Source organism: Metabacillus litoralis, assembly GCF_003667825.1.
GTDB lineage: Bacteria > Bacillota > Bacilli > Bacillales > Bacillaceae > Metabacillus > Metabacillus litoralis_B.
Genome location: NZ_CP033043.1, coordinates 4766588 through 4792663, shown reverse-complemented (window position 1 = coordinate 4792663; position 26076 = coordinate 4766588). Strand labels below are relative to the sequence as shown.

Sequence of the window (26076 nt, the reverse complement as noted above, 5' to 3'; positions counted from 1 at the left end):
CTCTTTTCTCATGGATTTGTCCCGATTCTCTCTGTATCGAGACACTTCTTTCTGACCGAGGACCCTTTCTGTCCCGATTCCCCCTGTATCGAGACACATCTTTCTGCTGGAGGATCTTTTCTGTCCCGATTCTCCCTGTATCGAGACACATCTTCCTGCTGGAGGACCTTTTCTGTCCCGATTCTCTCTGTATCGAGACACATCTTTCCGAGGGAAGGCCTTTTCTGTCCCGATTCCCCCTGTATCGAGACACATCTTCCTGACGGAGGACCTTTTCTGTCCCGATTCCCCCTGTATCGGGACACATCTTCCTGCTGGAGGACCTTTTCTGTCCCGATTCCCCCTGTATCGGGACACATCTTTCTGACGGAAGACCTTTTCTGTCCCGATTCCCCCTGTATCGAGACACATCTTCCTGACGGAAGACCTTTTCTGTCCCGATTCCCCCTGTATCGGGACACATCTTCCTGCTGGAGGACCTTTTCTGTCCCGATTCCCCCTGTATCGAGACACATCTTCCTACTGAAAGACCTTTTCTGTCCCGATTCTGCCTGTATCGGGACACATCTTTCTGACGGAGGACCTTTTCTGTCCCGATTCCCCCTGTATCGGGACACATCTTTCTGCTGGAGGACCTTTTCTGTCCCGATTCCCCCTGTATCGGGACACATCTTTCTGACGGAGGACCTTTTCTGTCCCGATTCCCCCTGTATCGAGACACATCTTCCTGCTGGAGGACCTTTTCTGTCCCGATTCCCCCTGTATCGGGACACATCTTTCTGCTGGAGGACCTTTTCTGTCCCGATTCCCCCTGTATCGAGACACATCTTCCTGCTGGAGGACCTTTTCTGTCCCGATTCCCCCTGTATCGAGACACATCTTTCTGCTGGAGGATCTTTTCTGTCCCGATTCTCTCTGTATCGAGAAACATCTTTCTGCCGGAAGACCTTTTCTGTCCCGATTCCCCCTGTATCGGGACACATCTTCCTGCTGGAGGACCTTTTCTGTCCCGATTCTCTCTGTATCGAGACACATCTTTCTCCCGGAAGACCTTCCTGTCCCAATTCCCTTAGTACCAAGACACCAATCTCCTCAAACCGATCTGCCACTAACCTCCTATTATACAAACCATGAAAAGTCCCTGCAGATGCGATATCAAGTTAAGATCTTATCCCCCTATACCTTCCAATCTACCTCTTCCCTACCCTAGCAATGAGATACTTTTGTATCAAAAAACAGTGATCTCAATCAGACCACTGCTTTTTTGATACAAAATATTATTGTAACTCCAGAATTCTAAAGTGATTTTATTAACTTCCTTATTGTTTCTGACACATCTATGTTGTTGTCTTCACAGTATTGATTGAGCTTACGGTATGCCTCTTCATCTAAACGTACATGAATGGAATGAAGGTACTTCTCGGAATCGAGTTTCTTCGGTCTTCCCCTCGACATTTTCCGTTTGCCTACACCGTCTTTCCATACATTTATTACAACATAACCGTGCTTTTCAACCCAATGATCACACTCGTTGTCTTTCCACATTTTTTCAGCTCTTTGTAGAAACTCTACTTTAAATGTTTCTAATTCTTCGCCATGAAGACCTTTCATAATCGCTTTTTCCATCGCTTTGTGTTCAATAAATTGCTGAAACTGATTATAAGATGTAAACGTTAATTCCTTCATTTATTCTCTCCCATACTCATTTGCAATTTTCTATCCAAAGAAAATGATAACCTTTTCTCTCGTTTCTTGTAAATTGGTTTTTTTAATAGACCTAAGCTAGTTTTTTTGATCTAACGAGAAAGAAATATGAGAGAACTGCTCCTAAACTGGATATAAATATAACAATTCCCATAGGCACCGCCGTATCTTCACCAGCAACTCCTACAAGAGGTGCTACAATAGCACCCACTAACAATGACATAACACCTAATAGTGCAGAGGCACTGCCTGCTATGTTTCTATTATTCTGTAAAGCTAAAGAGAAGCTAGTTGTATTAACCACACCTACACTAGATACTGTTAAAAAGAGCGATGGAAGAATGAACATTAATTCTACCTTTAATAAAATAAGAAGTAATAAACTAAGTCCACCAGTAAATGACATGATCACTCCTGCTAAGAGAAGCTTCTTTTCTTCGATCCATTCTGAAAGCTTTCCTGTTACTTGGCTGGCAATGACAATCCCGATTCCATTAATGGCAAAGACGATACTGAATGTATCTGCGGAAGCTCCGTATACGTACTGAATGACAAAGGATGAACCTGAGATGTAAGCAAACATTGCTGCAGCAACAAATCCGAATGAAAGAACATATCCCATAAAATGAAGATTTGTAAGCAGTTGGCGAAACGTCTTAAGTGTTTGCAAAAAGCCGCCTTCGTTTCGTTCTTCAACAGGCAAGGTTTCCTTTAATCCCCAAAGAACAAAGGCAAAAATCACTACACCTATGATTGTTAGGGCTATGAATACTGCCTGCCATGGAAACAGCTTGAGAAGTTGTGCTCCAATAACTGGAGCAAGAATAGGTGCCATTCCATTTACTAAAGCTAATAATGAAAAGAACTTTGTCATTTCTTTACCAGAATAAAGATCCCTAACAATGGCTCTTGAAATAACCATTCCTGCAGATCCCGCTAATCCTTGTATCAATCTCAAAAGAATGAAAAGTTCAATAGAATCAGTAAAAACACATAAAAGAGAGGTGACTGTATAGATAGATAAGCCGATTAACAACGGCTTCCTTCTTCCAAACACATCACTTAAAGGCCCAGTAAAGAGTTGACCTAAAGAAGCTCCCAGCAGAAAGAACGTTAAACTTAACTGAATCATCGATGCACTAGTATGAAATTCATTTGTTAAGATTGGAAACGCTGGTAAATACATATCAATCGACAAAGGAGCAAATGCCGCAAGTGTTCCTAAAATAAACACAATAAGTGCTTTGTTTTGTTGTTGAACTTTTTGTTGTTCAAGTTCCATTGTATATTTCTCCTCAACATTTTATTTTTTGTTCTACAAAAATAATAAATGTTTATGTTGAGATTGACAAATTATACTTCTTTCTAAAAATAAAAAACCTTTCAACTAATGTCGAAAGGTTTTTTACTATCATATAGATCGCTTTAAATCCCACTTTTTTAATTGAGCAATTTCAATTTCTTCATTTGAAAATAAGCGAATGCTTGTACTATTTTCACCTGGGTATATTCTAGCAGTTAATACTTGCTCACCATTATTCACAAAAATTTCTACGGAGGATTTATCAATGAAAATTCTTAAGTGTAGCATTTGATCTTGTAATTGTAGATGCGTTTTTCTAACTCCACCTGGCCCCTTCCCTGATTCATTGCGGTCAAGTTCAAGAATTCCTTTGTCACCATAATAGGTGATGACTGTTTCTTCACCAGCATCCTCATCTACACGAAGTCGAATTCCGCATGCTGATGAATGGTGAACTCGAAGTGAAAGGTCTAGCTCTATGCAATCGCCTGCAATGCCTTCAAGTGAGGTTTCTCCAGAAAACGTAATTTGTTCGTGTACGACTTCAGCTTGTCTGAGCTTTTCAATTTCCTTTACTGGATGACAATAAATTTTATCACCTCTTAGTTCCAACTCACGAGGTAATGTCATAGCACCTGTGTATCCGTGTGATTGTGTCGGCATCTCACTTTCCCACATATCCATCCATGCAATAGCAATTCTTCTGCCTTCTGGGTCAACCATTGTTTGAGGGGCATAATAATCAAAGCCATAATCTAATAATTGAAAGTCACCATAAGAAAGAATTCCTTTTTCATAGTCCAGCTCACCAATCACATAGCCAGCTTGATGTAAATTATGATATAAATTCCCTTCAGGTTTTACTCCCTGTGGAGACATCACGAGAACTTCTTTATTGTTTAAAGTAAATAAATCAGGACATTCCCACATGTACCCGAAGTTCCCCTCACCTTTAGCCAAAATATTGACGAATTCCCAATGTATCAAATCTTTTGAACGATACATTAATACTTGTCCGGTATTTTGCATCGTTTTTGAACCTAACACAACATAATAAAGATCATCGTGCTTCCATACCTTTGGATCACGAAAATGAAATGGATGGATGTCACCATTTGGAGCCTCTGTTATAACAGGGTTTTCTGGAAGCTTTTCGAAATGAATTCCATCCTCACTTACAGCTAGGGCTTGAACTTGCTTTAGCTCTTCATCATAATTTTCACCTGTCCACACATTACCTGTGTACATTAAATAGAGCTTACCATCCTTTTCAATTGCACTGCCAGAAAAGCATCCATCTTTATCATAAGTTTCACCTGGAGCCAAGGCTGGAGGAAGATGCTCCCAATTGACGAGATCTTTGCTTTTGACATGTCCCCAATACATGGAGTCCCATTTTGGAGCAAAAGGATGATGCTGATAAAACAGATGATATTCACCTTTAAAATAGCAAAACCCGTTAGGATCATTCATCCAATTGGCTACTGGAGCAATATGATAGTGCAATCGCCATTCATGTTGATAAACCTCTTCCTGCAACTTACTTAATGCTGTTTCCGCTTCCTTAATTCTTTGGTTTTCAATCATTGATTTCTCCTTTTTTCACCCTTCAAACCTTTCTCTTATCTCTTTAAATGAAAGATCATCCGTTTTTTCATAAACAAGATCAGCTTTTGGGAAGGAATGTTCCGGTCCAACTGCAACCGCATACATACCGGCACCTTTTATGGCTTCAACACCAGCAATGGCATCCTCTACTCCTATGCATGTTGAAGGGTTAACCTTTAGTAATTCTGCTGCCTTTAGAAAGATTTCTGGATCAGGCTTTCCTTTTTTAATTTTTGTTACATCAACAATATAATCAAATTGATCCTTGAGCTTCAATGCTTCTAATACCATATTGGCATTTTTACTTGCTGATGCTAGCGCGATTCCTAAGTTAGCTTGTTTAATATCACTCAGTAACGTTTCAATTCCTGGTAATATATCTGAAGGAGTGATCTTATTTATTAACTCAACATAATGTTCATTTTTCTTTGTTGCCAACTCCAGCTTTTCTTGCTCTGAAAATTCTTGCTCTTTTCCACCAAATTGAAGGATTTTCTCAAGGGAATCCATTCTCGAAATTCCTTTTAACTCTTCATTTAATTCTCTAGTAAAAGAAATGTTTAGATCTTCAGCCAAAGCCTTCCAAGCAAGAAAATGATATTCAGCTGTATCAGTTATAATACCATCTAAGTCGAAAATAAAAGCCTTTAATTTACTCAACTGTATCACTCCTATTCGGAAATTTCCCAAGTATATTGCTTTCCTTCCTCTAATGTTATGTTTTTTCTATAAACAGTAAGGTCAAGACGATCGCCCTTTTCAAGGGAAACAGTCATTTGCTCACGTTCAACTTTGACACGAAGTTGGCGGTGCAAATAATGTAACGTAAATTCATATTGTGTCCATTGCTTTGGTAAAACAGGATGTAAGGAAAGCCCACTTTCTTTCACACGAACTCCTCCAAAACCATGAATAATTGACATCCATGTACCACCCATATTGGCCATATGTAAGCCATCTTTTGTGTTACCGTGAGTATTATCAAGATCTAGACGCGCAGATTCCATAAAATAGTCGTAGGCCTTTTCGCGATAACCAACTTTCGCTGCCATAATACTAAAGATAGCAGAGGATAGAGATGAATCATGGGTCGTAATTTTTTCATAATAATCGTAGGATGCTTTTATTGTTTCAAGCGACTGCTCGTCCTCTAATAAAAAGTGAGCAAGTACAGTGTCAGCTTGCTTACACACTTGATAGCGATATAGTGTTAGTGGGTGATAATGTAAAAGCAATGGATACTTTTCTTTTGGTGTATGTTCAAAATCCCAAACAGCTTTTTTTAAGAATGTATCATCCTGAGGATTAATCCCTAATTCTTCATCATAAGGTAAATACATTTTTTCAGCTGCTTGATTCCAGTCTCGTGCTTCTTCTTCAGTGAGATCTAAGCGTTGCGATAACTCTTTAAAAGAAGGTGGATCCTCTTTCCTCACCTGATTGTAAATGGAGTAGGCCCATTTTAAATTATGCTTTGCCATAACGTTTGTATAATAATTATTGTTCACAAGACATGTATATTCGTCAGGACCGGTTACATCGTCAATTCTAAATTCATCTTGATAAAAATGACCTGTATCCATCCATAATCTTGCTGTTTCACTTAAAACTTCAGCTCCATATTCCACCATAAAATTGATATCTTTTGTTGCTAAATAATATTGGATAAAGCTATAGGCAATATCAGCGCTTATGTGATACTGTGCTGTTCCAGCTGGGAAATACGCCGAGCACTCTGATCCTGAGATGGTCCTCCATGGGAATAAAGCTCCTTTAGAATGCCCCATCTCTTTGGCCCTTTGTCTTGCTCCATTCAAGATTGAATATCGATAGATTAGTAATTGTTTTGCTAACTCAGGCTTTGTTAGTAAGAAAACAGGAATCATATAAATTTCGGTATCCCAGAAATAATGTCCCTCATATCCTTCACCTGAAAGACCCTTTGCAGCTATATTACTGTACTTATCTCTTCCTGCAGATTGTAAAAGTTGAAAAAGGTTAAAGCGAATACCCTCCTGAAGCTTTTCCTCACCTTCAATTTTTATATCTGCCACATTCCAGAATTCATCAAGATAGTTCTTTTGAGATTGAATGAGCTGTTCAAAGGATTGATTTGAAAGATTGCCATGAATCTCGATACCCTTTTCAACCAAATCCTGTTCGTGCCTGAGTGTATCTGTATAAACATTATATTTTACAAATTCAACAGGTTCGTTTAGATCAAAAGTGTAGGTAACTTCTGCTCTTTTATCTAGAATTTTTGTAGTCTTATTTCCTTGAACATTTAAGATATGTTTTGTCGTGCAAGCAGCCTTAAGATCCGAATTTGTCGTTTTGTCTTCAACAAAAACGATGTCATCCTTTTCCCCAATGTTCTCTACTGAAAGTAATTTTGCATGTCCCGCAGCTACACGCGGATCATTTCTATTAACATAGTTCGAAACATCTCCATCTACTTTTGATACAATCCTTACTTCTCCGTTAAAATTTACCGGCTCAATTTTTACTTCGATTGCAAAAAGTTCTTTTACAGAGAACGATACTACCCTGCGAAACTGCAATTTTACTTCCTTTCCACCAGGAGTTCTGTAATGAATGAATCGTTCTGTATACCCTTGATCTAAGTGCAACACCCGCTTATATGAAAGTACTTCACCTTCAAATAGCGAGAATTGCTCTTTGTCTATAAAGATATCAATTGATTGAGCATCAATGTTATTCACCAGCTTTTGCTGTGTTTCTGGAAAAGCATAAAGCTTTTCACCATATGTAATCTCTGTTATATCATGAAAGGCATTCAAGTATGTTCCACGTATTGAAACGAACTCTTCCGAATACCCTTCCTCAAAATTCCCGCGGACACCAATGTAGCCATTTGCCAAAGAGAATAAGCTTTCTAGGTTTAATAGTTCCTGCTGTGATAGATCATTTCGTTCGATTTTCCACGTCACGCATTTTCAACTCCATTTCACCGATTAAAAATAAACAGGCTTAAAGCCAGTATGAACACCTCATCATGACTGGCTTTATCCCTGCACTTAGTTTTATCCTTTTACAGATCCACCTAATAAACCTCTTACAAAGAAACGTTGTAATAAGAAGAAAACAGTAAGCGGCATGATCATTGAAACAAAGGCTGCTGCTGTTAGTAAGTGCCAATCATCTCCACGTGACCCGACCATGTCTGCAATTCTCATTGAGAGCACCTGAACATCTGGCTGACTTCCTAAAAACACCAATGCAACTAAATAATCATTCCATACCCACAAGAACTGAAAGATTCCAATCGATGCTAAAGCAGGAACAGATAATGGAAGAATCAATTTTGTGAAGATCGTAAAATTACTCGCGCCATCTATAAAGGCTGACTCAAAAATATCCCGTGGCAACTGGCTAATATAGTTATAAAGAAAGTAGGTTGTTAACGGTAATCCAAATGTGGTATGTGCAAGCCATATTCCTAAATAACTACCATTTAAGCCGATGTTTGTATAATCCTTCAATATAGGGATGAGCGCAACCTGCAATGGAACAACAAGCAACGCGATGACAACAACAAACATCGCTCTGCTGCCTCTAAATTTTAGCCATGCAAAGGAATAAGCAGCAAAGGTAGCTATTAACAGCGGGATAATGGTAGCTGGAATGGAAACCGTAAATGTATTAATAAATGACTGTGTTAAATTACTTCCTTTTTCTGTTTTTGTTCCACCACCGGGAAGGGTGATCACATACTGCTTACCACCAAGAACCGTTTGATAATTCTCTAACGTAAAATCTGCATTCATTGTCCATTGTTTCGTTTGAACATTAAGAAGTCTTTTTCGTTTGTTTTCCCAAATAAGCCTTTTACCATCTAAAACAACACCACTAGCTAGTTCATCATTTGTATAGGTTTTACCTTCTACCGCAATCGGCTCGCTCAAATCTGTATCAGGATCGAGTGTGAGTTGATCCTCTGTTACCCAGTCTCTATGAGGAAATACGGTCCACCATCCTGAATCTAATATATCGGCCGCTGGTCTAAAGGAGGAAATAAATAGTCCCGCTGTTGGAATCAGCCAAATCAGACAAATGACAGCTAACACTAGATTGACGAGCCACTTTGACCCTTTGTTTGATTTCACCCTAAAATCCCCCCTGCCTGCGAAATTGTTTTAGATTGATGATGATAACAGGAATGACTGTAATTAATAAAACAATCGCTAATGTTGAGCCATATCCAAAGTTTCTGTACATAAAGAATTGGCGGTAAAACTGTGTGGCAACTACATCTGTTTCATATTGACCACCTGTCATTACCATGATGATATCGAAGATTTTTAATGTAAAAACAATAATGGTTGTTGAAACAGTTAAGATCGTACCTGAAATGTATGGAATAATAATTTTGAAAAAGATTGTAACCTCTGTTGCTCCGTCCACACGTGCAGCCTCAAGTAACTCATTTGGAATTCCCTTCAATGCTGCTGAAAATAGGACCATCGCAAAGCCGGTTTGCATCCAAATTAATATCACAATTAAAAACATATTGTTCCAGGGCTGATTCATACTTGTCCAAGCTTGAGGTTCTCCACCAATCGCAACAACAATTGCGTTTAACAAACCTATTTGTTGATCTCCAGGTTGGTAATAGTAAATGAACTTCCAAATAACCCCAGCAGCTACCATCGAAATAGCCATTGGCATGAAAATAATAGCCTTCGCAATTTTTTCATAGCTGCTTCTATCAGCTAAAACAGCAATCAATAGCCCTAACACGATACATAATGTTGCTCCAAATAGGACCCACAACAAATTATTACGCAAGGCTGTTAACAAAAGACGGTCCGTAAACACCGCTAAATAATTTGATAAGCCTACGAAACTGTCTGAATTTGGGCCAAAAAAACTTAAATATAATGTACGAAGAGTTGGTATAAACATCAGCCATCCTAACAAAAGAACAGCAGGCCCAACGAATACATACGGCTGTACAATACGCCTTTGTTTCACAGGGTATTGTTCAACTACCCAGTTAAGTGTGTAGTAAATGGTATAAACTCCGAATACTCCCCAAATGATAGCCAAGATTGCATAAAGCAGGGCTGGCATCTCTGTATCACGTAGAAAAAGAAATATACCGTAATGAATGAGTAAGTTCCCTGCAAATACAGCAATTGTTAATAAAACAAGCTTTGCGACTGAAGGTGATGTTTGTTTTTCCATATCACTCGGGTTACCTCCTTATGGTAAAAATCCTTACCTCATTTTCAATTGAAACTTTATTAATAATGAAGGACCAGACATTATGTCCAGTCCTTAGGATGCACAATTTATTTTGAACACTTGGCTTATTTCTATAAAACTTATGCTTGCCGATAGTGCTTAAAGCATTTGTAAAAAATACTTTATTTCGGCCAACCTGCATCTATTTCTTTAAGCGCTTGATCAAGTTCCACCGTACCACTAATGTAATCTGTCATACCTTTCCAGAAGCTTCCTGCGCCAACTGCTCCTGGCATTAAATCTGATCCATCAAAGCGAAGAGTATCTGCTTCTTGAATTAATTCTGCCATTCGACGCTCAACATCAGTTGTATACCATTCAGGATCGGCATCATTCATAGGTGCTACAACTCCACCTGATTGAATCCATGATTTAATTGACTCACCTGTTGTAAAGAATTCCATAACTGCACGAACTTCATCACGATCATTAAACATCGCATAAATATCACCTGCAACAAGAACTGGCTTACCATATTGCTCATCAATAGGAGGTAAGTAGAACCAATCATAATCCTCACCAGCTACAGTACCTTCTGGGAAGAAGCTTGTGATAAAGCTTCCTTGTCTGTGTAACCATGTTTTAGGTGGCTCATCAAACATTGGCTTTGGAGCATCCCCAAAGTTTGTTGTCACAATTGACTTTCTTCCACCATAAACAAAATCATCATTTAACCAAATCTCAGACATTTTTTCAGCCGCGTTCTTAACCTCAGGAGAAGAGAATGGAAGCTCACCATTTACCCATTTGTCATAGTTTTCAGGTGATGTTGTACGAAGCATAATATCTTCCATCCAATCAGTTGCTACCCAACCTGTTGCCGCTCCACTTTCAATCCCGATTGCCCAAGGATTATCGCCGTCTTTCACAATTTGCTCTGACAACGCGATCATTTCATCCCAAGTCTCAGGCACCTCATATCCTGCTGCTTCAAACTCAGCCTTTGGATACCATACTAAGCTTTTCACATTACTACGATTCCAAATTCCAGCCATAACCTCGCCATCTGGACCTTCCATTGTTGCCATATCCAGCCAGCTCTGATTGTATTTTTCTTTTAATTTTTCTTGATCCATAAATGTTGAAACATCAATTACATTACCTTGCTTAGCAAATGTAGATAATAGTCCAGGCTGAGGGAAGTCGGCAATATCTGGAGGATTTCCCCCTTCTACACGAATTGAGATTGTAGCTTCAAACTCTTTTGATCCTTCATATTGGATATCGATTCCTGTTTTTTCTTCAAATTCTTTTATACTATCTTCAAACTTTACTTGGTCAGCATCTGTGAAAGGACCAAACATCGTAACCTTAGTTCCATCAAATTCACCTGCATAAGCTCTTTCTAAATAAGTACCTTCACCTTCCGTTGCGGCGCCACCGCCACCGTTTTCTGCATTATCTTCCGGTGCTTCTTCAGCTGTATTACAACCAGATAATATAGATGCAAAAACAACAAATACGCTGGTTAAAGTAAACAGCTTTTTCTTCATTGACGTTATCAATTGAATTGCCCCCTTCTCTGTGTTATTTCACATAGTAAGAATCTACTATATGTAAATTAATCCTATTGACATATGTAGTTTGCGAAAACTTCTTGCGATTATACAAAAAAATAGAACGTTTCTTAAAACACAATTTATATTAGTTAAAATCCTTTAAACAACTTTAAACAAACGTTTGATTAATTAATGAGTTATGTATGAAGATCCCCTTGTTCTAATGAAAAAAGCCAATTTCATCATAGAAATTGGCTAACATTACTCCTCTTCCAGTTCTTGATTTTCTAAAGGAGTGACCCTTACTTTTTGAATGCGCTTATCATGCATTTCTTCGACTGCAAACAATATATTGTTATATTCGACTTGAGGCTTTTCATTTTCATCAGGTATATACCCAAGCTGACCTATGACAAACCCACTTAATGTGTCAAAATCTTCATTTGAAATTTCAATGTCAAGAAGATCTTCAACAACATAGAGGTTTGTCGTTCCTGGAATTAAGTAAACATTATCTTCAAGCTCAATAATTTCTTCATAATCCAGTCCTATTTCATCATATTCATCAAAAATATTTCCTACAATTTCCTCAATCACATCTTCTATTGTGACAACCCCATCTGTTCCACCATATTCATCAATTGCAATAGCCATATGAATATTATTCATTTGCATTTCTTTAAACAAATCATCGATTGGCTTAGATTCCAATATAAAGTAAGGAGCACGTAGTAATTCTTTCATATTGAATGAATTTTCATCACAATTTTCAACAAATTGAATGAGATCCTTTGAATGTAGTATTCCAACAATACGATCAATGTTTTCTTCAAACACTGGAAATCGAGTGTACTTTTCTTCATTTACTAATCGAACCGTTTCTTTAAGTGTAAAATGAAGAGGGATCGCAACAATATTTGTTCGATGTGTCATAATTTCTGAGACAGATTTGTTATCAAATTCAAAGATATTGTTTATCATAATTTTTTCAGCTTCTTGAATGGTTCCTCTTTCCTTGCCAACATCAACCATCATTCGGATTTCCTCTTCCGTTACATTTTCATCATCCGCATCTGGATCGACACCAAATAGTCGGACAATGAAATTAGTTGAGGCAGTTAGCAACTTTACAAAAGGTGATGAGACCTTTGATAAAATGGTTAAAGGGAAAACGGCGAACATGGAAATAGCTTCAGCCTTTTGGAGGGCAAGTCGTTTAGGAACCAGTTCACCTAAAACTAAAGTAAAGTATGATAATAAAAGCGTAATAACAATCACAGATATAGTTCCCAATAGTCTTTCTGACACTGGCACTCCCATATCATGTAATGCTTTTGCAAGTCTTCCTGCAAAGCTTTCCGCAGCAAAGGCACTTGCTAAAAATCCAGCGAGTGTTATTCCAATTTGAATCGTAGCTAAAAACCTGCTAGGTTCAGACAATAAGTTATCCAACATTATCGCTTTTTTATTACCACTCTCTGCCATTAGCTTTACTTTATTATCATTTAGTGAAATTAAGGCAATCTCACTAGCTGCAAAAAAGGCGTTCAAAATAATAAGAACTGCTAAAATGAATATCTCCAAAGAAATCAACCTCCGGGACGAAGATCTATAATTTTTAGCTTGTCCAAAAAAAATAAATGTTTGTAAGGAAGATATTGTTTGTAAACCTATCTTCACATAAGGAAGCCCCAATAAACTATTGGGGCAAGGTTGTTATGCATACTTTTTATCTTCATCTTTTCTGAAGAAACTCTTCATTGCTTGGAAAACATCTGCTTTTTGTTTGAGGATATAATAGCGGAACTTCTCATCATTGACATTCTTATATGCGGACATTAGGGTTGAATGACGGTTATACTGATTGACTTCTCCATAGCCAAAGATGTTGGAAACCTTCATAAGCTCTCCTACTAACTTAACGCATCTGGCATTGTCTGATGTTAAATTATCACCATCTGAAAAGTGGAAAGGATAGATATTATATCTTGCTGGTTGGTATTTTTCTTCGATAATCTCAAGAGCCTTACGGTATGCAGATGAACAAATTGTCCCTCCGCTTTCTCCTTTTGAGAAGAAATCTTCCTCTGAAACAACCTTTGCTTCGGTATGATGGGCAATAAATTCGATATCTACTTTCTCATACTTTGTTCTAAGAAATCTTGTCATCCAAAAGAAAAAGCTACGAGCCATATATTTTTCCCAAAGGCCCATTGAACCACTCGTATCCATCATCGCAATGACAACAGCTTTTGATTCAGGCTTTACAACTTCATTCCAAGTTTTAAACTTTAAATCTTCTGGATAAATTGGGTGAAACTTTGATTTTCCCGCCATGGCATTACGTTTATATGCCGATAACATTGTTCTTTTCTTATCAACATTTCCCATTAAGCCTGTTCTTCTTATATCATTAAACTCAATGTTTTCAATTACAATATCATCACGTTCTTTTTGTTTTAAATTAGGAAGCTCTAATTCTTTAAATAATGCTGCTTCTAACTCTAAAATAGATACTTCAGCCTCATAATAATCTTCTCCTGCTTGATCTCCGGCTCCCTGACCCTTGCCGGGACCCTTAGCATCTGCTTGTGATCCATCTCTTGCTACGACATCACCGACCTGACTCTCTCCATCGCCTTGGCCAACATGCTTATTCTTATCATAGTTATAACGAATTTTGTATTCGTCCAGTGAACGAATTGGAATTTTTACTACATCTTTCCCATTGGACATTACAATGCTTTCTTCTGTGATAAGATCTGGAAGATTGTTGCGAATAGCTTCCTGTACTTTCTCTTGGTGGCGTGTTTGATCATCATGGCCTTTGCGATGGAGGGTCCAATCTTCTTGAGAAATAACGAAATTCTGATCTTGATTAGACATTTTTACAGTTCCCCCTCCGATATTTTTTTAGTTTCTTTCATCATCTGTCATACATTTCATTAAAAATTTCAAAATTAGTTGTAAAAAAAGTGTCACACATTTTTAATCCTCAGCATACATTAACGTGGATGAATACTTTCGTTTTTCAAATCCGTTTTGAATTCTGTGGATTACTCTATCCTATGCGAAAGAATTGATTTATTGACAAATAATTTAGAAAATTACCGTGTAATCATTAAAAATAAGACAAGTTCCCATTTCAATTTTTACTTTGTGTTTTCCATTCAAAAAAGACACCCTAAGTTGGATGCCCTCTAATTCTTAGTATTCTTTTTAACATATTGTATGGGATCTGGACTTTTCCCCTCTTGCTTGACCTCTTTATTCGTTTTCATATTCTCCATATCCTTTGATTGCTTCTTCAAATCATCCATGTTTCGAATCATTGTGTTAACCGTTTTTTTCAATGGATTCACCTCTTTTGGTATAGGGTATTATTACCCGTCGATCTTTTGAGTGAAACCACATAAGTTTAATACCTAATAAAAAAAGCTGACAAGATAGATGTCAGCCAGCCGTAAGCATTTCAGATTTATCTGTTTAATAAGCTTCCTACATAACGCAATAATTCATTCGCAGAAGTTGAGTTATAGCCATGTTCATCAATAAGACGTGCCACCACTTCATTAATTTTCTTAAGCTGCTGCTCATCAGGTGTTTTGGATGAAGTCGTAATTTTCACCACATCTTTTAAGTCAGCAAAAAGTTTCTTTTGAATCGCTTCACGTAAACGTTCGTGAGAATTATAATCAAAACGTTTTCCTTTACGTGCATAAGCTGAAATGCGGATAAGAATCTCTTCACGGAAGGCTTTTTTCGCGTTTTCTGAAATACCAATCTGCTCTTCAATTGAGCGCATTAGTTTTTCGTCAGGGTTCATTTCTTCACCTGTCAATGGATCACGAAGCTTGTTTTTATTACAGTATGCCTCCACATTGTCTAAATAGTTATCCATAAGAGTTTTAGCTGATTCCTCATAAGAATAAACAAATGCTTTTTGAACTTCTTTTTTCGCCATGTCGTCATATAGCTGGCGAGCAACAGAGATGAAGTTTAAATATTTTTCACGATCTTCGTTTGAAATAGAAGCGTGTTGATCAAGACCTTCTTTTAACGCTCTTAATACATCTAAAGCATTAATGGATGGCACTTCTTTACGAATAATCGTAGATGAAATTCTATTGATCACATAACGCGGGTCAATACCGGACATGCCCTCATCGTTATATTCCTTTCTTAGCTCATTAACATCAACAGAGTTAAAGCCTTCAACACTTTCTCCATCATATAATCTCATCTTTTTAACCAGATCAATATCTCCGCGTTTCGGTTCTTTTAGGCGAGTTAAAATGGTAAACATAGCCGCAACCTTTAATGTATGTGGGGCAATATGAACATCAGATACATCACTTTCAGAGATCATTTTCTCATAAATTCTCTCTTCTTCTGTAACCTTTAGGTTATACGGAACAGGCATAACAATAATACGTGAGTGAAGGGCTTCATTCTTTTTGTTAGAAATAAAGGAGCGGTATTCTGTTTCGTTTGTGTGGGCAACAATTAACTCATCTGCAGAAATTAGCGCAAAACGACCAGCCTTAAAATTACCTTCTTGTGTTAATGATAGCAAATGCCATAAAAATTTCTCATCACATTTTAGCATCTCTTGGAACTCCATCATACCACGGTTTGCTTTGTTCAATTCTCCATCAAAGCGGTAGGCACGTGGATCTGATTCAGAACCATATTCAGCAATTGTAGAGAAGTCAATGCTACCTGTTAGATCTGCAATATCCTGTGATTTTGGATCGGATGGACTAAATGTACCAATACCAGTACGTTTATCTTCAGATAAGAAGACACGTTCAACTCGTACGTCCTCAATACGACCACCATACTCTTGCTCTAGTCTCATCACATTTAATGGAGATAAGTTCCCTTCAATACGAATTCCATATTCATCATAAAAATCATCTCTTAGATGGTGTGGAATCAGGTGAAGAGGGTCCTCATGCATCGGACAGCCTTTAATCGCGTAAACTGCACCACGATCTGTTAAAGAATAGGCTTCTAACCCTCTTTTCAGCATCGTTACAAGAGTTGATTTACCTCCACTAACAGGTCCCATTAATAATAATATCCGTTTTCTAACATCTAAGCGCTTAGCAGCAGGATGGAAATACTCCTCAACAAGACGTTCAAGCGCGTCTTCTAATCCATATAGTTGGTGATCAAAAAACTTATACGTTCTTTTTCCATCAACTTCTTCAATCCCAGCATCTTTAATCATATTGTAAACCCTGGAATGTGCTGATTGGGCAACCCATGGTTTCTCTTTGACAATCTCCAAATATTCTACGAAGGTTCCTTCCCACTTTAAGCGCTGCTCATCTTCCCTGTACTTTTCAATCTTTTTTAAGATATCCATAAGGACCTCCTTCATCATTGGTCGTACTTATTTCTAACTCGTGCAGTTTAATACACTTTATGCGAGGATGTCCTTTAACATTCGTTCTTGTTAAGAAAAAGCTAGAATCTTTTTCTTTGTTCCTCATTCACATCACTTCTTAATTGAGTTATAATAATACTAGCTATAAGAGGGAAACTATACATAGATCCTTCATTCTCTGTTGATTAAGTAGAGGAGGTAAAACGATGGGTTTTATTTTAATTCTCGGTGTTAGCTTAGCATTCTTAACAGCTATTTTTACAGCTGGATATGAAGGCAAGCCAGGCGTAAAAAAGTAAGTTGGATAAAAAAAAGGGTGACCCAAATGATATAGACCTTTTGATAAGATCTATACCGTTTGAGTCACCCTTTTTATTTGTGTTTAGCTCCTGCGCTTAGCCTTTAGTTATGAAAGTCCAGCATTAGACCAGGATAGTTCTGCTGTCTTAATGCTTCATAAATAAGAATAGCTGCAGTGTTAGATAAATTTAATGAACGCACATGCTCTGTCATTGGAAGACGTAAGCATTTATCCATATTGGATTGAATTAAATCCTTTGGCAAGCCCGTTGTTTCACGACCAAAAACAAAGAAATAATCTTTATTAAGATCGCTGTAATCAAACGTAGTATGCGGCTGTTGGCCAAATTTAGTTAAAAAGAAAAATTCTCCTGATTTATATTTTTCAAATAATTCATCAAGAGAGTCATGATAGACAACATTTACAAACTCCCAATAATCCAGACCCGCTCTTTTCAGCATTTTATCATCTGTCGAAAATCCTAATGGACGAATTAAATGTAGAGTTGTGTTAGTCGCTGCACATGAACGTGCAATATTCCCTGTATTTGCAGGAATCTCTGGTTGATAAAGTACAACATGTAAAGCCAATTTTTTCACCTCGTCTGTTTCTATGAAAAATACTAACATTTATTTCAATAGCCATTATACCATTGTTACTTTGAACTGGTATCATCAAGTATTCGAAAAAAAGCATACTTTATATTTGGTGTGTAGGCAGTCGAGTCTTCGTATGCCCAATAGCGCATACGGCTATTATAAGTTTGTGCATTTACTAATGGCATATTCTCATCGTCTTTTGCTACGACAAACGTTGTATGATCAAAGCGGCCATCTCCTTGAAAATCATAGCAAATAACATCCCCAGGCATTAATTTATCCGGTGATTCTACTCGCTCGGCTCTTAAACCAGTTTGGGATTGAGCTAAGAAATTCTTCATTGCATTTGCAACAGACCAGCTGTAACTCCAGTTATTATTTTGCATCCACCATCCTGAAGAACGGTTAGGATATCCTCTCATCTGGGCCCCACCTGCATGCAAGCATTGTGAAATAAAGTTTGTGCAATTCACATCAAAGTTTTTATATTTAGGATTCGTACTATTCCACCAACGCTCAGCATATTGAACAGCCGCCATTCGGTCGTAACGATACGAAGAATCTTTATTCCTTTCATCATCATCCATGATTTGAATACTAGATCTGTCATTGTCTCCTTCGTGATTCAATAATAGATCTTCAACAATTTCATTTTTATAAATACTAGCCTTTCTGTTTTCAATTCTTTCTTCAAGATAAAAAAAGTCATTTTGCTTATTAAGCCACTTCGAATGACATGTATACCTTGCCTCCTTCAGGTCTTTTGTTCTTGTGTCAATATTCGTAATATTTATTTTTGTACTACCTTTAACGATTTCTGTATTTCGTTTTCTAGAAAATTCAAGTTTCCGTTGTATTGCCTGTAGTTCAGCATCATTTCTTTCGTTTTTTATATATTTAGCATTGATCAGCATTTGAAGTTTCGCTTCATTTAACTCAGAAATTAGCTGCTTCACGATCATCACCACCATAACGTATTTATTAAAACGTATGTAGAAGGTGTTGAGATTTAGTCATGTTATTTCGCTTTTATCTATGATTTTATGTAAAGTCAATTAGATTCGTTTCATTGACTATGATCCCTTTCAATAAAACATAGCGAGGATCAAAACATAAAAAGGCGGAGAATAGAACGCCGCCTTTTAACATCCTTTTATTTTTCTGTAAGAAGAAAGGACAAACCTTTCGTGATTTCTTCTTTAACTTGTGAATCTTTTTCTTTTTCATATGCTTTTTGTAGCTCGTGTGCTGCTGAAGCTTCCCCTATTTTTCCTATCGCCCATGCTGCAGTACCTCTAATCACAGGTCTTGGGTCTTCGTGCATCACTTTTATTAAATCATCTAACGCAGTTGTATCTTTAAAATGCGCAAGTGCCAGGATCGCATTTCTTTGAAGAGGCTTTTTGCCTCTCCATGAACCAGATATATGTCCAAATTTTTCTTTGAAATCACGATTACTTATTGTTAATAACGGTTTTAATTTTGGCTTTGCAATTTCAGGATCCGGCTCCATTTCTGGATGAAAGTGAAAATCTTTTCCTTTATTAACAGGACAAACTGTTTGACAAGTATCACAACCATAGATGCGATTTCCAATTTTCGTACGGTATTCTTCAGGCAGAAAACCTTTTGTTTGTGTTAAAAAAGCAATACATTTCGATGAATCAAGCTGACCACCTTGTACTAAAGCACCTGTTGGACAAACATCGAGGCATTTTGTACATGAGCCACATTGATCTTCCATTGGAGTATCTGGCGGAAAAGGAAAGTTTGTAATCATTTCACCTAAATAAACATAAGAGCCAAATTCAGGCGTGATAATTGAGCAGTTTTTTCCACTCCATCCAATACCTGCCCGTTCCGCAACTGCACGATCGGAAAGCTCACCTGTATCAACCATCGATTTCACTTGAATATCAGGTACTTTTTCTTTTAAAAACACTTCTAATTTATTTAACCTGTCACGCAACACATCATGGTAATCCTGCCCCCAAGAGGCACGACAAAATATACCACGTCTTTCTTCTTTTGTACTTTTTGGAGCGTTTTTCATTTTTGAAGGATAAGCAAGAGCAATGGATATGATTGAACTTGCCTTAGGTAAAAGTTTAATAGGTGCAACACGTTTCTCAATATCTGACTCCTCAAAGCCTGATTGATAGCCAAGCTCCTGTTGTGTAATCAACCTTTGCTTTAGCTCTTCAAACATATTCGCGCTTGTAAATCCAATTTTATCGATGCCTATTGTTTTACTATATTCAATAACTTCCCTTTTAAATTCTTCAATATTCATTGCTCTTCCCTCCTTTAAAGGTCACATATTCTAAGTTTTTTCTTCTACTATGGTAAAATAACACCACATTCAATGTTTGTGGAGGTATGAATTAATGGAAATGACCGTTCAAGATCAACTCAACCAACTTAACAAAGACTTTAAAATTGGCATTGTGGAATATCGGGGTATTCACGTTGGAGATTCTCCTCAAATGCTCAAAGGAAGATTACAGCTATTCCAAGAATCTCTTTATTTTGATTATGTTGATAAGAAAGTAACGGATATCCCAGCCATCCTAGAATGGCGACAACTATTTAAAGCAATAGGAACAGACCCTAACCGATACCGCCCTTCAAGTGAAGCATTATATCGACGGGTTCAGAAACAGCAATATCTCCAACCGTTCAACTCTGCAGTAGACTTAAATAACTTTTTATCTCTTCAATACCAAATTCCCCTAGGGATTTATGATAAAGATAAGCTTATTGGGGATGTTAAAATCAAGATAGGTAGTGAAGAGGATACCTATCTTGCCATCAATGAACGTGAAGTTTCTTTTCATAACAAATTAGTTTCAGAGGATCATCAGGGTCCATTTGGAAGTCCTTATGTGGATTCAAAAAGAACCGCTGTAACATCTAACACAACAGAAGCTTTACATATTGTTTATTTAAACCCTTCTCTTTCTGAAGAGAGGTCTTTAGAACTATTACAAGCATTATCTAGTATGTTTACACAAATACACGGCGGAGACGCAACATATAAGATCATCAAGTAACTCGAAGGATTTATCCTTCGAGTTACTTCATTATTTGATAGCAAAATCAATGACATAATAAAAAACGCAATGCATCGTTTATCTAAGAAACGAGACACTGCGTTGTAACCAATTATTATGTATGGAGCGGGTGAAGGGAATCGAACCCTCATCATCAGCTTGGAAGGCTGAGGTTTTACCACTAAACTACACCCGCGAATAGGTACATTATATCAAGTATATTTATGTGATGCAATACCTTTTTGAAAATAATGTCGAAGAATGTCGAACATTCTTCATAATTTACTTTAACATTATATAATCTTTCAATATGATAATCAAGTCTTTTTATATTTTTTTCAGATGTTTCAGTAAATCTTACGTGTGTGCCGCAATAAACCTTTCATAAGACCGTACATCCATACTTCACTTCATTAGACGGTCGCCCATTCTTGCTAAACATATTCCCAAGTGGCTAGGTAAACACATATAGTACAGAGAAACTGAAATAACATTTGGGAAGGATGAAATGAAATGAGACATAGAGATGCAAGATTATCAGATGGACGCTTTGGTTATCCAGGTGGATTTGGTGGTTTCACAGGCGGATATGGTGCAGGTCCTGGTTACGGCGGTTATCCTGGTGCTGGATATGGTGGTTATGGCGCTGGATTCGGCGGTTATCCTGGTGCTGGATATGGTGGTTATGGCACTGGATTCGGCGGTTACCCTGGCGCTGGATACGGATACGGTGCAGGATATGGTCCTGGATTCGGAGGATATGGCGCTGGTGGTGTAGGACCACTTACTACTGGACTTCTAGGTCTTGGTGCAGGGCTTCTAGGTGGAGCTGTACTAGATGACGGTCCTTTCGGCAGAGGATATTATCATTACTGAAATAGATAGTAAAGGGGCAACTAAGATGTTGCCCTTTTTTCAATCCATCTATCACAAAAACCGAACGATACTTACAACTAACGCTCCGATACTTACTCCGGTACCAAGAATCCATTTAATTAATGATAAATGACTTTTGTTGAGTTGTCGTTCAATTTCTTCTTGTGTCGCAATATTTTTTTCAGCTAATAGACCATCAACAACAGCTCTTACATCATTCTCATCCAAAGAATTCGAATGAAATTCTTCTATATGCTCTATTTGTTGTTCTAGCTCTTGAATTTTCATCTCAAGTTCATGCACCTTCTCCTCAACTTCTCCCATTTGTATGACCACCTTTAGAAAGTTTCTTATTATTCTATTCAGCAAACAGCCAATTCGAATGGGTGTTGGTGCAATTGTTTAATGCATGACATGGTATTCGGTATGGGCAATAGCTAGCAATTGAAAAAAAGAATAGGATATACTAACCTTATAATGATTGCAAATGTGTCTTACAAGGAGCAAAAAAATGGTAGATGAGCTTAAGCATGACCTCGAAATTGAAAAATTAAAAAACGAAAATGCTTTACTAAAAGAACTCCTAAGTGAACTTCCTTTTTCGTTTACATATGTAAATAAACAACATAGCAAGTTAGTTGCTAAAGAAGGTAACTCCAAACAAATACTTATTCAAAAAGCAAACACTAATTCACATACCCGTGATGAATTTATTATTTCAACCACTTACGATCAGTTTGCAGAAACTGAACTCTTCCTTTCCTCTATCTTTGATTTTGTTCCTCACCATATTGTTTTTGTTGATGGTGATGGACTCATAACGTTATGTAATCTCCAAACTGCTAAAGATCTAGGTGTAGACCGGGATAAAATAATTGGTAAACATATAAGAGAGCTCTTACAACTTCCAGACGATCAAATCGAACTACTTGAAACGATACGAACAGGTATTGAAATGAAAGATAAAGAAGTACTAGATGTAAATTACGGGCTTATTAATACTCGTATTTTATGGAATACAGATGGATCGATTAAACGAGTATTAGGTACTTTTTATTTTCTTAACGTCATAAAAGAAGCTGAGAAGCAAGCGCTCGCCGGAAGAATTGCTGCTGGCATCGCACATGAAATTAGAAATCCTCTTACAACAGTCAGAGGGTATTTACAATTACTAAAAGATAAAACCAACACTGAAGTGTCACAACTTTTCACTGATATTCTCATTCCTGAGATAGATCGAGCAAATAAAATTATTAGTGACTTTTTGAGTATTGCAAAGCCTTCATCTAGCTCTAGACAAATGATCAACCTGCATAAGTTTCTCAAAGAATATTTGGGGAAATTTCTAGAAAGTGAGGCATTACTATATAACACAAAGCTGGAATATATCCTTGATTCATCAACAACAAAAGCAATGATAAAAGGAGATCAGGAGGAATTGCTACAGGTGTTTATGAACTTATTCATAAATGCTATCCAAGCTAGATCTGATCAACCTTTGGTTATAACAATTGAGACAATTGTTGTTGATCATCATCTTGAGATTTTGTTTCGTGATAATGGGAAAGGTATTCCACCTTCTCTTTTACCTCATATATTTGATCCATTTTTCTCAACAAAAGATGATGGTACTGGATTAGGCCTATCTGTTTCAAAGAAAATCATTGAAAATCACGGTGGGCTAATGAAGGTAACAAGTGACAAAGTAGGAACAACATTTATCATCAGTTTTCCTTTTTCATTGGCAACATAACAGCGAGAAATCGCTGTTTTTTTATTAGTAATTCTTTCATTAACTATTTATTCTTGACTTAAGCTTGTCTCTACTCTAAAATTCACCATGAACTCATTAGTTTTCTATGTAAACCACTTAGTTTTCTTCAAAAGGATGTGAGTAGATATTGGACGAAAAGAGGAAGCTATTAATCGATGCTGCAACTAAAATTTTTTCTAAAAAAGGATATTTCTCAACATCAGTTCAAGAAATTGCGGAACAATGCTCAATGTCAAAAGCTTCTTTATATAAAGTGTTCTCATCTAAAGAAGAATTATTTATAGAGGTGTTTGAGTATCACCAAAATATGATGTTTCAAAAAGCATTTCGTTATTCCACTGATGAATCATTATCACCAAGAGAACTTTTACTCAAGCAATTAAGTACACAAATTGAAGACTTTATTGAGCGAAAAGATTTTATCCTCATGCAGTTAAAGGATGTGCCGCTTTCTGAAAACAGTGACTTTAGATTATTAATGCAAAGGATGAGATTCAGAATTACACAGTGGCAAAAGGAGTGCCTTCTGCAGGCATATGGAAATCATATTAATCTATATTGCTGGGACCTAACCATAACTCTACAAGGATTAATAAAGGAATTCCTCTCCATCCTTGCTAATAAAAATGAAAAAGTTAATGTTCAAGCTATATCAACCTATATAGTTGATCGTTTAGATTCAATAGTAAATGATTTGTTAACCACTAGACCAAATCCACTTTTAACAGAGGAAAGAATTTTACACTTTTTAAACCTTACTAATAGTTCTTCTATCTCTAAAACGGATGAAATTGACAATCAATTTTTAATTATCGAAGATTACATAAGTAGCTATCACAATGAAGAAACAAAAAATAATCTTACTTCATCTCTTAATCTGTTAAAAGATGAAGTAAAGGCCCAAAAGCCTCGAAGTTTTTTAATTGATGTTCTTTTACATTACTTTGAAAAGGAAGAAGGGCTAACACAAATCACAACAAAGCTTCGCTCTCTTATCACTGAGTTGTATACAGGAGGTAACGAATGGAACACTTAGAAAACAGACAAAAAGTTATGATTATGATTGCCATTATGTCAGCCATGTTTTTTGCTGCAGTTAACATGACAATCGTAGGTACTGCTTTACCAAAAATCGTCTCTCAAATAGGTGGAATGGAATACTTTGACTGGGTATTTACCGTTTATATGTTAACATCCACAATTACTGCTATGTTAGTTGGTAAATTGTCTGATATATACGGTAGAAAAATATTTATCCTAATTGGTATCACCATCTTTATGATTGGTGCCTTTTTATGTGGAACCGCAGATGATATTCTTCAATTAATCCTATACCGAGGGCTTCAAGGCTTTGGTGGTGGGATGATTATGTCTTGTGCGTTCACAACTGTTGGAGATTTGTTTGCCCCTCGTGAACGCGGGAGATGGCAAGGACTTCTTGGTGGTGTATTCGGACTTTCAAGTTTATTCGGTCCAACACTTGGTGGATATATTGTTGATAATTTTGACTGGCACTGGATTTTCTGGGTATTCCTTCCGATCGGATTTTTTGCCTTTGCTTTAATATTTAAATTATATCCATCTCAAAAGGCAAAAGAGAGAGAATCAATTGACTTTCTTGGTTCGATTACATTAACAATTACAATCGTTTCATTATTATTAGGGTTTACATGGGCAGGAGATAAGTATGAATGGGCTTCATTTGAAATTATTGGCTTATTTTCACTTACAATCATATCTTTAATTGCCTTTATCATAATTGAACTAAAAGTGAAAAGCCCTGTTCTTCCCCTTTACTTGTTTAAAAATAGTGTTTTCTCTGTATCTAATATAGCGGGAATGCTCATGGGAATGGGAATGTTCGGTACAATTATGTATGTTCCGTTCTACGTTCAAGGGGTTCAAGGGGAATCAGCGACAGTCTCCGGATTAGTTGAAATGGTCATGACCATTTCAATGGTTACCTCGAGTATTATTGTAGGTAACTTAATTACGAAGACAGGGAAATATAAAATTTTTGCCCTTCTTGGATTAATAATTATGGCAGTAGGACTTGTGTTAAATTCTACACTGGAAGTTGAATCAACTCTCACACGATTAATTCTTCAATTAATTGTTGTAGGAATTGGACTTGGCGTCAATATGCCTGTGTTTAATATCACTGTACAAAATGCTGTGAGTCATAAGTACCTTGGTGTTGCAACATCAGCGATGCAAACATTTAGACAAATAGGAGGTACAATTGGGGTTGCTTTATTAGGATCTGTTATGGGAAACAAAATGACAGATGAGTTAGCAAGCACTCAAGGAGAAAATATTCCTGCGCCACCTCCAGAAATGGCTGAAAACATGGCACAACTACAAAATCCACAAGTATTAATGGATACAGAACAATTAGAAGCCATTCGCTCAGAATTACCTGTAGAAATGACTCCTTTCTTTGATCAGTTTATCCAGCTATTAAAAGAAGCTTTAAATACTTCTTTAACAACTGTATTTATCGTATCTGCTGGTATTGTTTCACTCGCCTTCATTGTCACTCTTTTCCTTAAAGAGATTCCATTGAGAACAACAAATAACGATGATGAAGAAACAGAAGATCAAAACAAAGAATTTGTGGCTAATCATTAATGCAAATTGAGGTACGGCCTAATCCTTATAGATAAATAAGAGGATGAGCTTAATTGCTCATCCTC

The 26076-nt window shown here is 37.0% G+C and carries 22 protein-coding genes and 1 tRNA gene; 5 read left to right on the top strand and 18 right to left on the bottom strand.

From position 1 onward, the window contains the following. Positions 1–8: 8 nt before the first annotated feature. The 16 genes from D9842_RS23460 to queG all read right to left on the bottom strand — a co-directional run bounded on the left by D9842_RS23460 (position 9) and on the right by queG (position 19970). Entirely contained in the window at positions 9–1109 is a 1101-nt protein-coding gene (locus D9842_RS23460) for a hypothetical protein (RefSeq protein ID WP_121664530.1), read from the bottom strand. Between the two features lie 187 nt (positions 1110–1296). Next, on the bottom strand, positions 1297–1686 hold the full coding sequence (locus D9842_RS23455) for a ribbon-helix-helix domain-containing protein (RefSeq protein ID WP_121664529.1): 390 nt from the start codon (positions 1684–1686) through the stop codon (positions 1297–1299). A gap of 91 nt (positions 1687–1777) precedes the next feature. After that, positions 1778–2986 (bottom strand): multidrug effflux MFS transporter, encoded by a 1209-nt coding sequence (locus D9842_RS23450; RefSeq protein ID WP_121664528.1) that lies wholly within the window; start codon positions 2984–2986, stop codon positions 1778–1780. Between the two features lie 129 nt (positions 2987–3115). Continuing rightward, on the bottom strand, positions 3116–4594 hold the full coding sequence (locus D9842_RS23445) for a glycoside hydrolase family 32 protein (RefSeq protein WP_121664527.1): 1479 nt from the start codon (positions 4592–4594) through the stop codon (positions 3116–3118). Positions 4595–4609: 15 nt separating this feature from the next. Beyond that, complete coding sequence (pgmB, locus tag D9842_RS23440; RefSeq protein ID WP_162987585.1) at positions 4610–5284, bottom strand: beta-phosphoglucomutase; 675 nt, start codon at positions 5282–5284, stop codon at positions 4610–4612. Between the two features lie 2 nt (positions 5285–5286). Beyond that, on the bottom strand, positions 5287–7566 hold the full coding sequence (locus D9842_RS23435; RefSeq protein ID WP_121664525.1) for a glycoside hydrolase family 65 protein: 2280 nt from the start codon (positions 7564–7566) through the stop codon (positions 5287–5289). A 93-nt stretch (positions 7567–7659) separates the two neighbouring features. Further along, positions 7660–8742: a carbohydrate ABC transporter permease gene (locus D9842_RS23430; protein ID WP_121664524.1), complete on the bottom strand. Its 1083-nt coding sequence runs from the start codon at positions 8740–8742 to the stop codon at positions 7660–7662. Between the two features lies 1 nt (position 8743). Continuing rightward, positions 8744–9823: a carbohydrate ABC transporter permease gene (locus tag D9842_RS23425; protein ID WP_098798189.1), complete on the bottom strand. Its 1080-nt coding sequence runs from the start codon at positions 9821–9823 to the stop codon at positions 8744–8746. A gap of 182 nt (positions 9824–10005) precedes the next feature. Continuing rightward, the gene (locus tag D9842_RS23420; RefSeq protein WP_251403704.1) at positions 10006–11388 is read right to left on the bottom strand and encodes an ABC transporter substrate-binding protein; all 1383 of its coding nucleotides are present in this window, start codon (positions 11386–11388) and stop codon (positions 10006–10008) included. Between the two features lie 255 nt (positions 11389–11643). Continuing rightward, complete coding sequence (locus D9842_RS23415) at positions 11644–12972, bottom strand: hemolysin family protein (RefSeq protein WP_121665170.1); 1329 nt, start codon at positions 12970–12972, stop codon at positions 11644–11646. Positions 12973–13098: 126 nt separating this feature from the next. Further along, a complete protein-coding gene (yhbH, locus tag D9842_RS23410) occupies positions 13099–14268 on the bottom strand; it encodes a sporulation protein YhbH (RefSeq protein ID WP_121664523.1) in 1170 nt (389 codons plus the stop codon). Between the two features lie 314 nt (positions 14269–14582). Continuing rightward, positions 14583–14735 (bottom strand): hypothetical protein, encoded by a 153-nt coding sequence (locus D9842_RS26090; RefSeq protein WP_162987538.1) that lies wholly within the window; start codon positions 14733–14735, stop codon positions 14583–14585. 125 nt (positions 14736–14860) lie between these two features. Further along, positions 14861–16756, bottom strand: coding sequence for a PrkA family serine protein kinase (locus D9842_RS23405; protein ID WP_121664522.1), 1896 nt, complete (start codon positions 16754–16756; stop codon positions 14861–14863). A 423-nt stretch (positions 16757–17179) separates the two neighbouring features. Further along, positions 17180–17677, bottom strand: a complete 498-nt coding sequence (gene trmL, locus D9842_RS23400; protein WP_098798201.1) for a tRNA (uridine(34)/cytosine(34)/5-carboxymethylaminomethyluridine(34)-2'-O)-methyltransferase TrmL — start codon at positions 17675–17677, stop codon at positions 17180–17182. A gap of 56 nt (positions 17678–17733) precedes the next feature. After that, complete coding sequence (locus D9842_RS23395; protein ID WP_257535937.1) at positions 17734–18639, bottom strand: amidase domain-containing protein; 906 nt, start codon at positions 18637–18639, stop codon at positions 17734–17736. Positions 18640–18830: 191 nt separating this feature from the next. Then, positions 18831–19970 carry a tRNA epoxyqueuosine(34) reductase QueG gene (queG, locus tag D9842_RS23390; RefSeq protein ID WP_121664521.1) on the bottom strand — a complete coding sequence of 380 codons (1140 nt, stop codon included), beginning with the start codon at positions 19968–19970 and terminating at the stop codon, positions 18831–18833. A gap of 94 nt (positions 19971–20064) precedes the next feature. On the opposite strand from queG, the gene D9842_RS23385 reads away from it, so the two are divergent. After that, positions 20065–20730, top strand: coding sequence for a B3/B4 domain-containing protein (locus tag D9842_RS23385; RefSeq protein WP_121664520.1), 666 nt, complete (start codon positions 20065–20067; stop codon positions 20728–20730). Positions 20731–20852: 122 nt separating this feature from the next. Here D9842_RS23385 and D9842_RS23380 read toward each other — a convergent pair. After that, a tRNA-Gly gene (locus D9842_RS23380) sits at positions 20853–20926 on the bottom strand. A gap of 317 nt (positions 20927–21243) precedes the next feature. Between D9842_RS23380 and D9842_RS23375 the strand changes: the two genes are divergently transcribed. Continuing rightward, positions 21244–21606, top strand: coding sequence for a hypothetical protein (locus D9842_RS23375; RefSeq protein ID WP_180320406.1), 363 nt, complete (start codon positions 21244–21246; stop codon positions 21604–21606). Between the two features lie 51 nt (positions 21607–21657). Here D9842_RS23375 and D9842_RS23370 read toward each other — a convergent pair whose 3' ends face one another. Further along, positions 21658–21930 carry a hypothetical protein gene (locus D9842_RS23370; protein ID WP_121664519.1) on the bottom strand — a complete coding sequence of 91 codons (273 nt, stop codon included), beginning with the start codon at positions 21928–21930 and terminating at the stop codon, positions 21658–21660. A gap of 187 nt (positions 21931–22117) precedes the next feature. On the opposite strand from D9842_RS23370, the gene D9842_RS23365 reads away from it, so the two are divergent. The 3 genes from D9842_RS23365 to D9842_RS23355 all read left to right on the top strand — a co-directional run bounded on the left by D9842_RS23365 (position 22118) and on the right by D9842_RS23355 (position 26011). Then, positions 22118–23359 carry a two-component system sensor histidine kinase NtrB gene (locus tag D9842_RS23365; RefSeq protein WP_121664518.1) on the top strand — a complete coding sequence of 414 codons (1242 nt, stop codon included), beginning with the start codon at positions 22118–22120 and terminating at the stop codon, positions 23357–23359. Positions 23360–23507: 148 nt separating this feature from the next. Further along, complete coding sequence (locus tag D9842_RS23360; RefSeq protein ID WP_162987537.1) at positions 23508–24416, top strand: TetR/AcrR family transcriptional regulator; 909 nt, start codon at positions 23508–23510, stop codon at positions 24414–24416. After that, entirely contained in the window at positions 24404–26011 is a 1608-nt protein-coding gene (locus tag D9842_RS23355) for an MDR family MFS transporter (RefSeq protein ID WP_121664516.1), read from the top strand. Before D9842_RS23360 ends, D9842_RS23355 begins: the two co-directional genes overlap by 13 nt. Positions 26012–26076 lie beyond the last annotated feature (65 nt).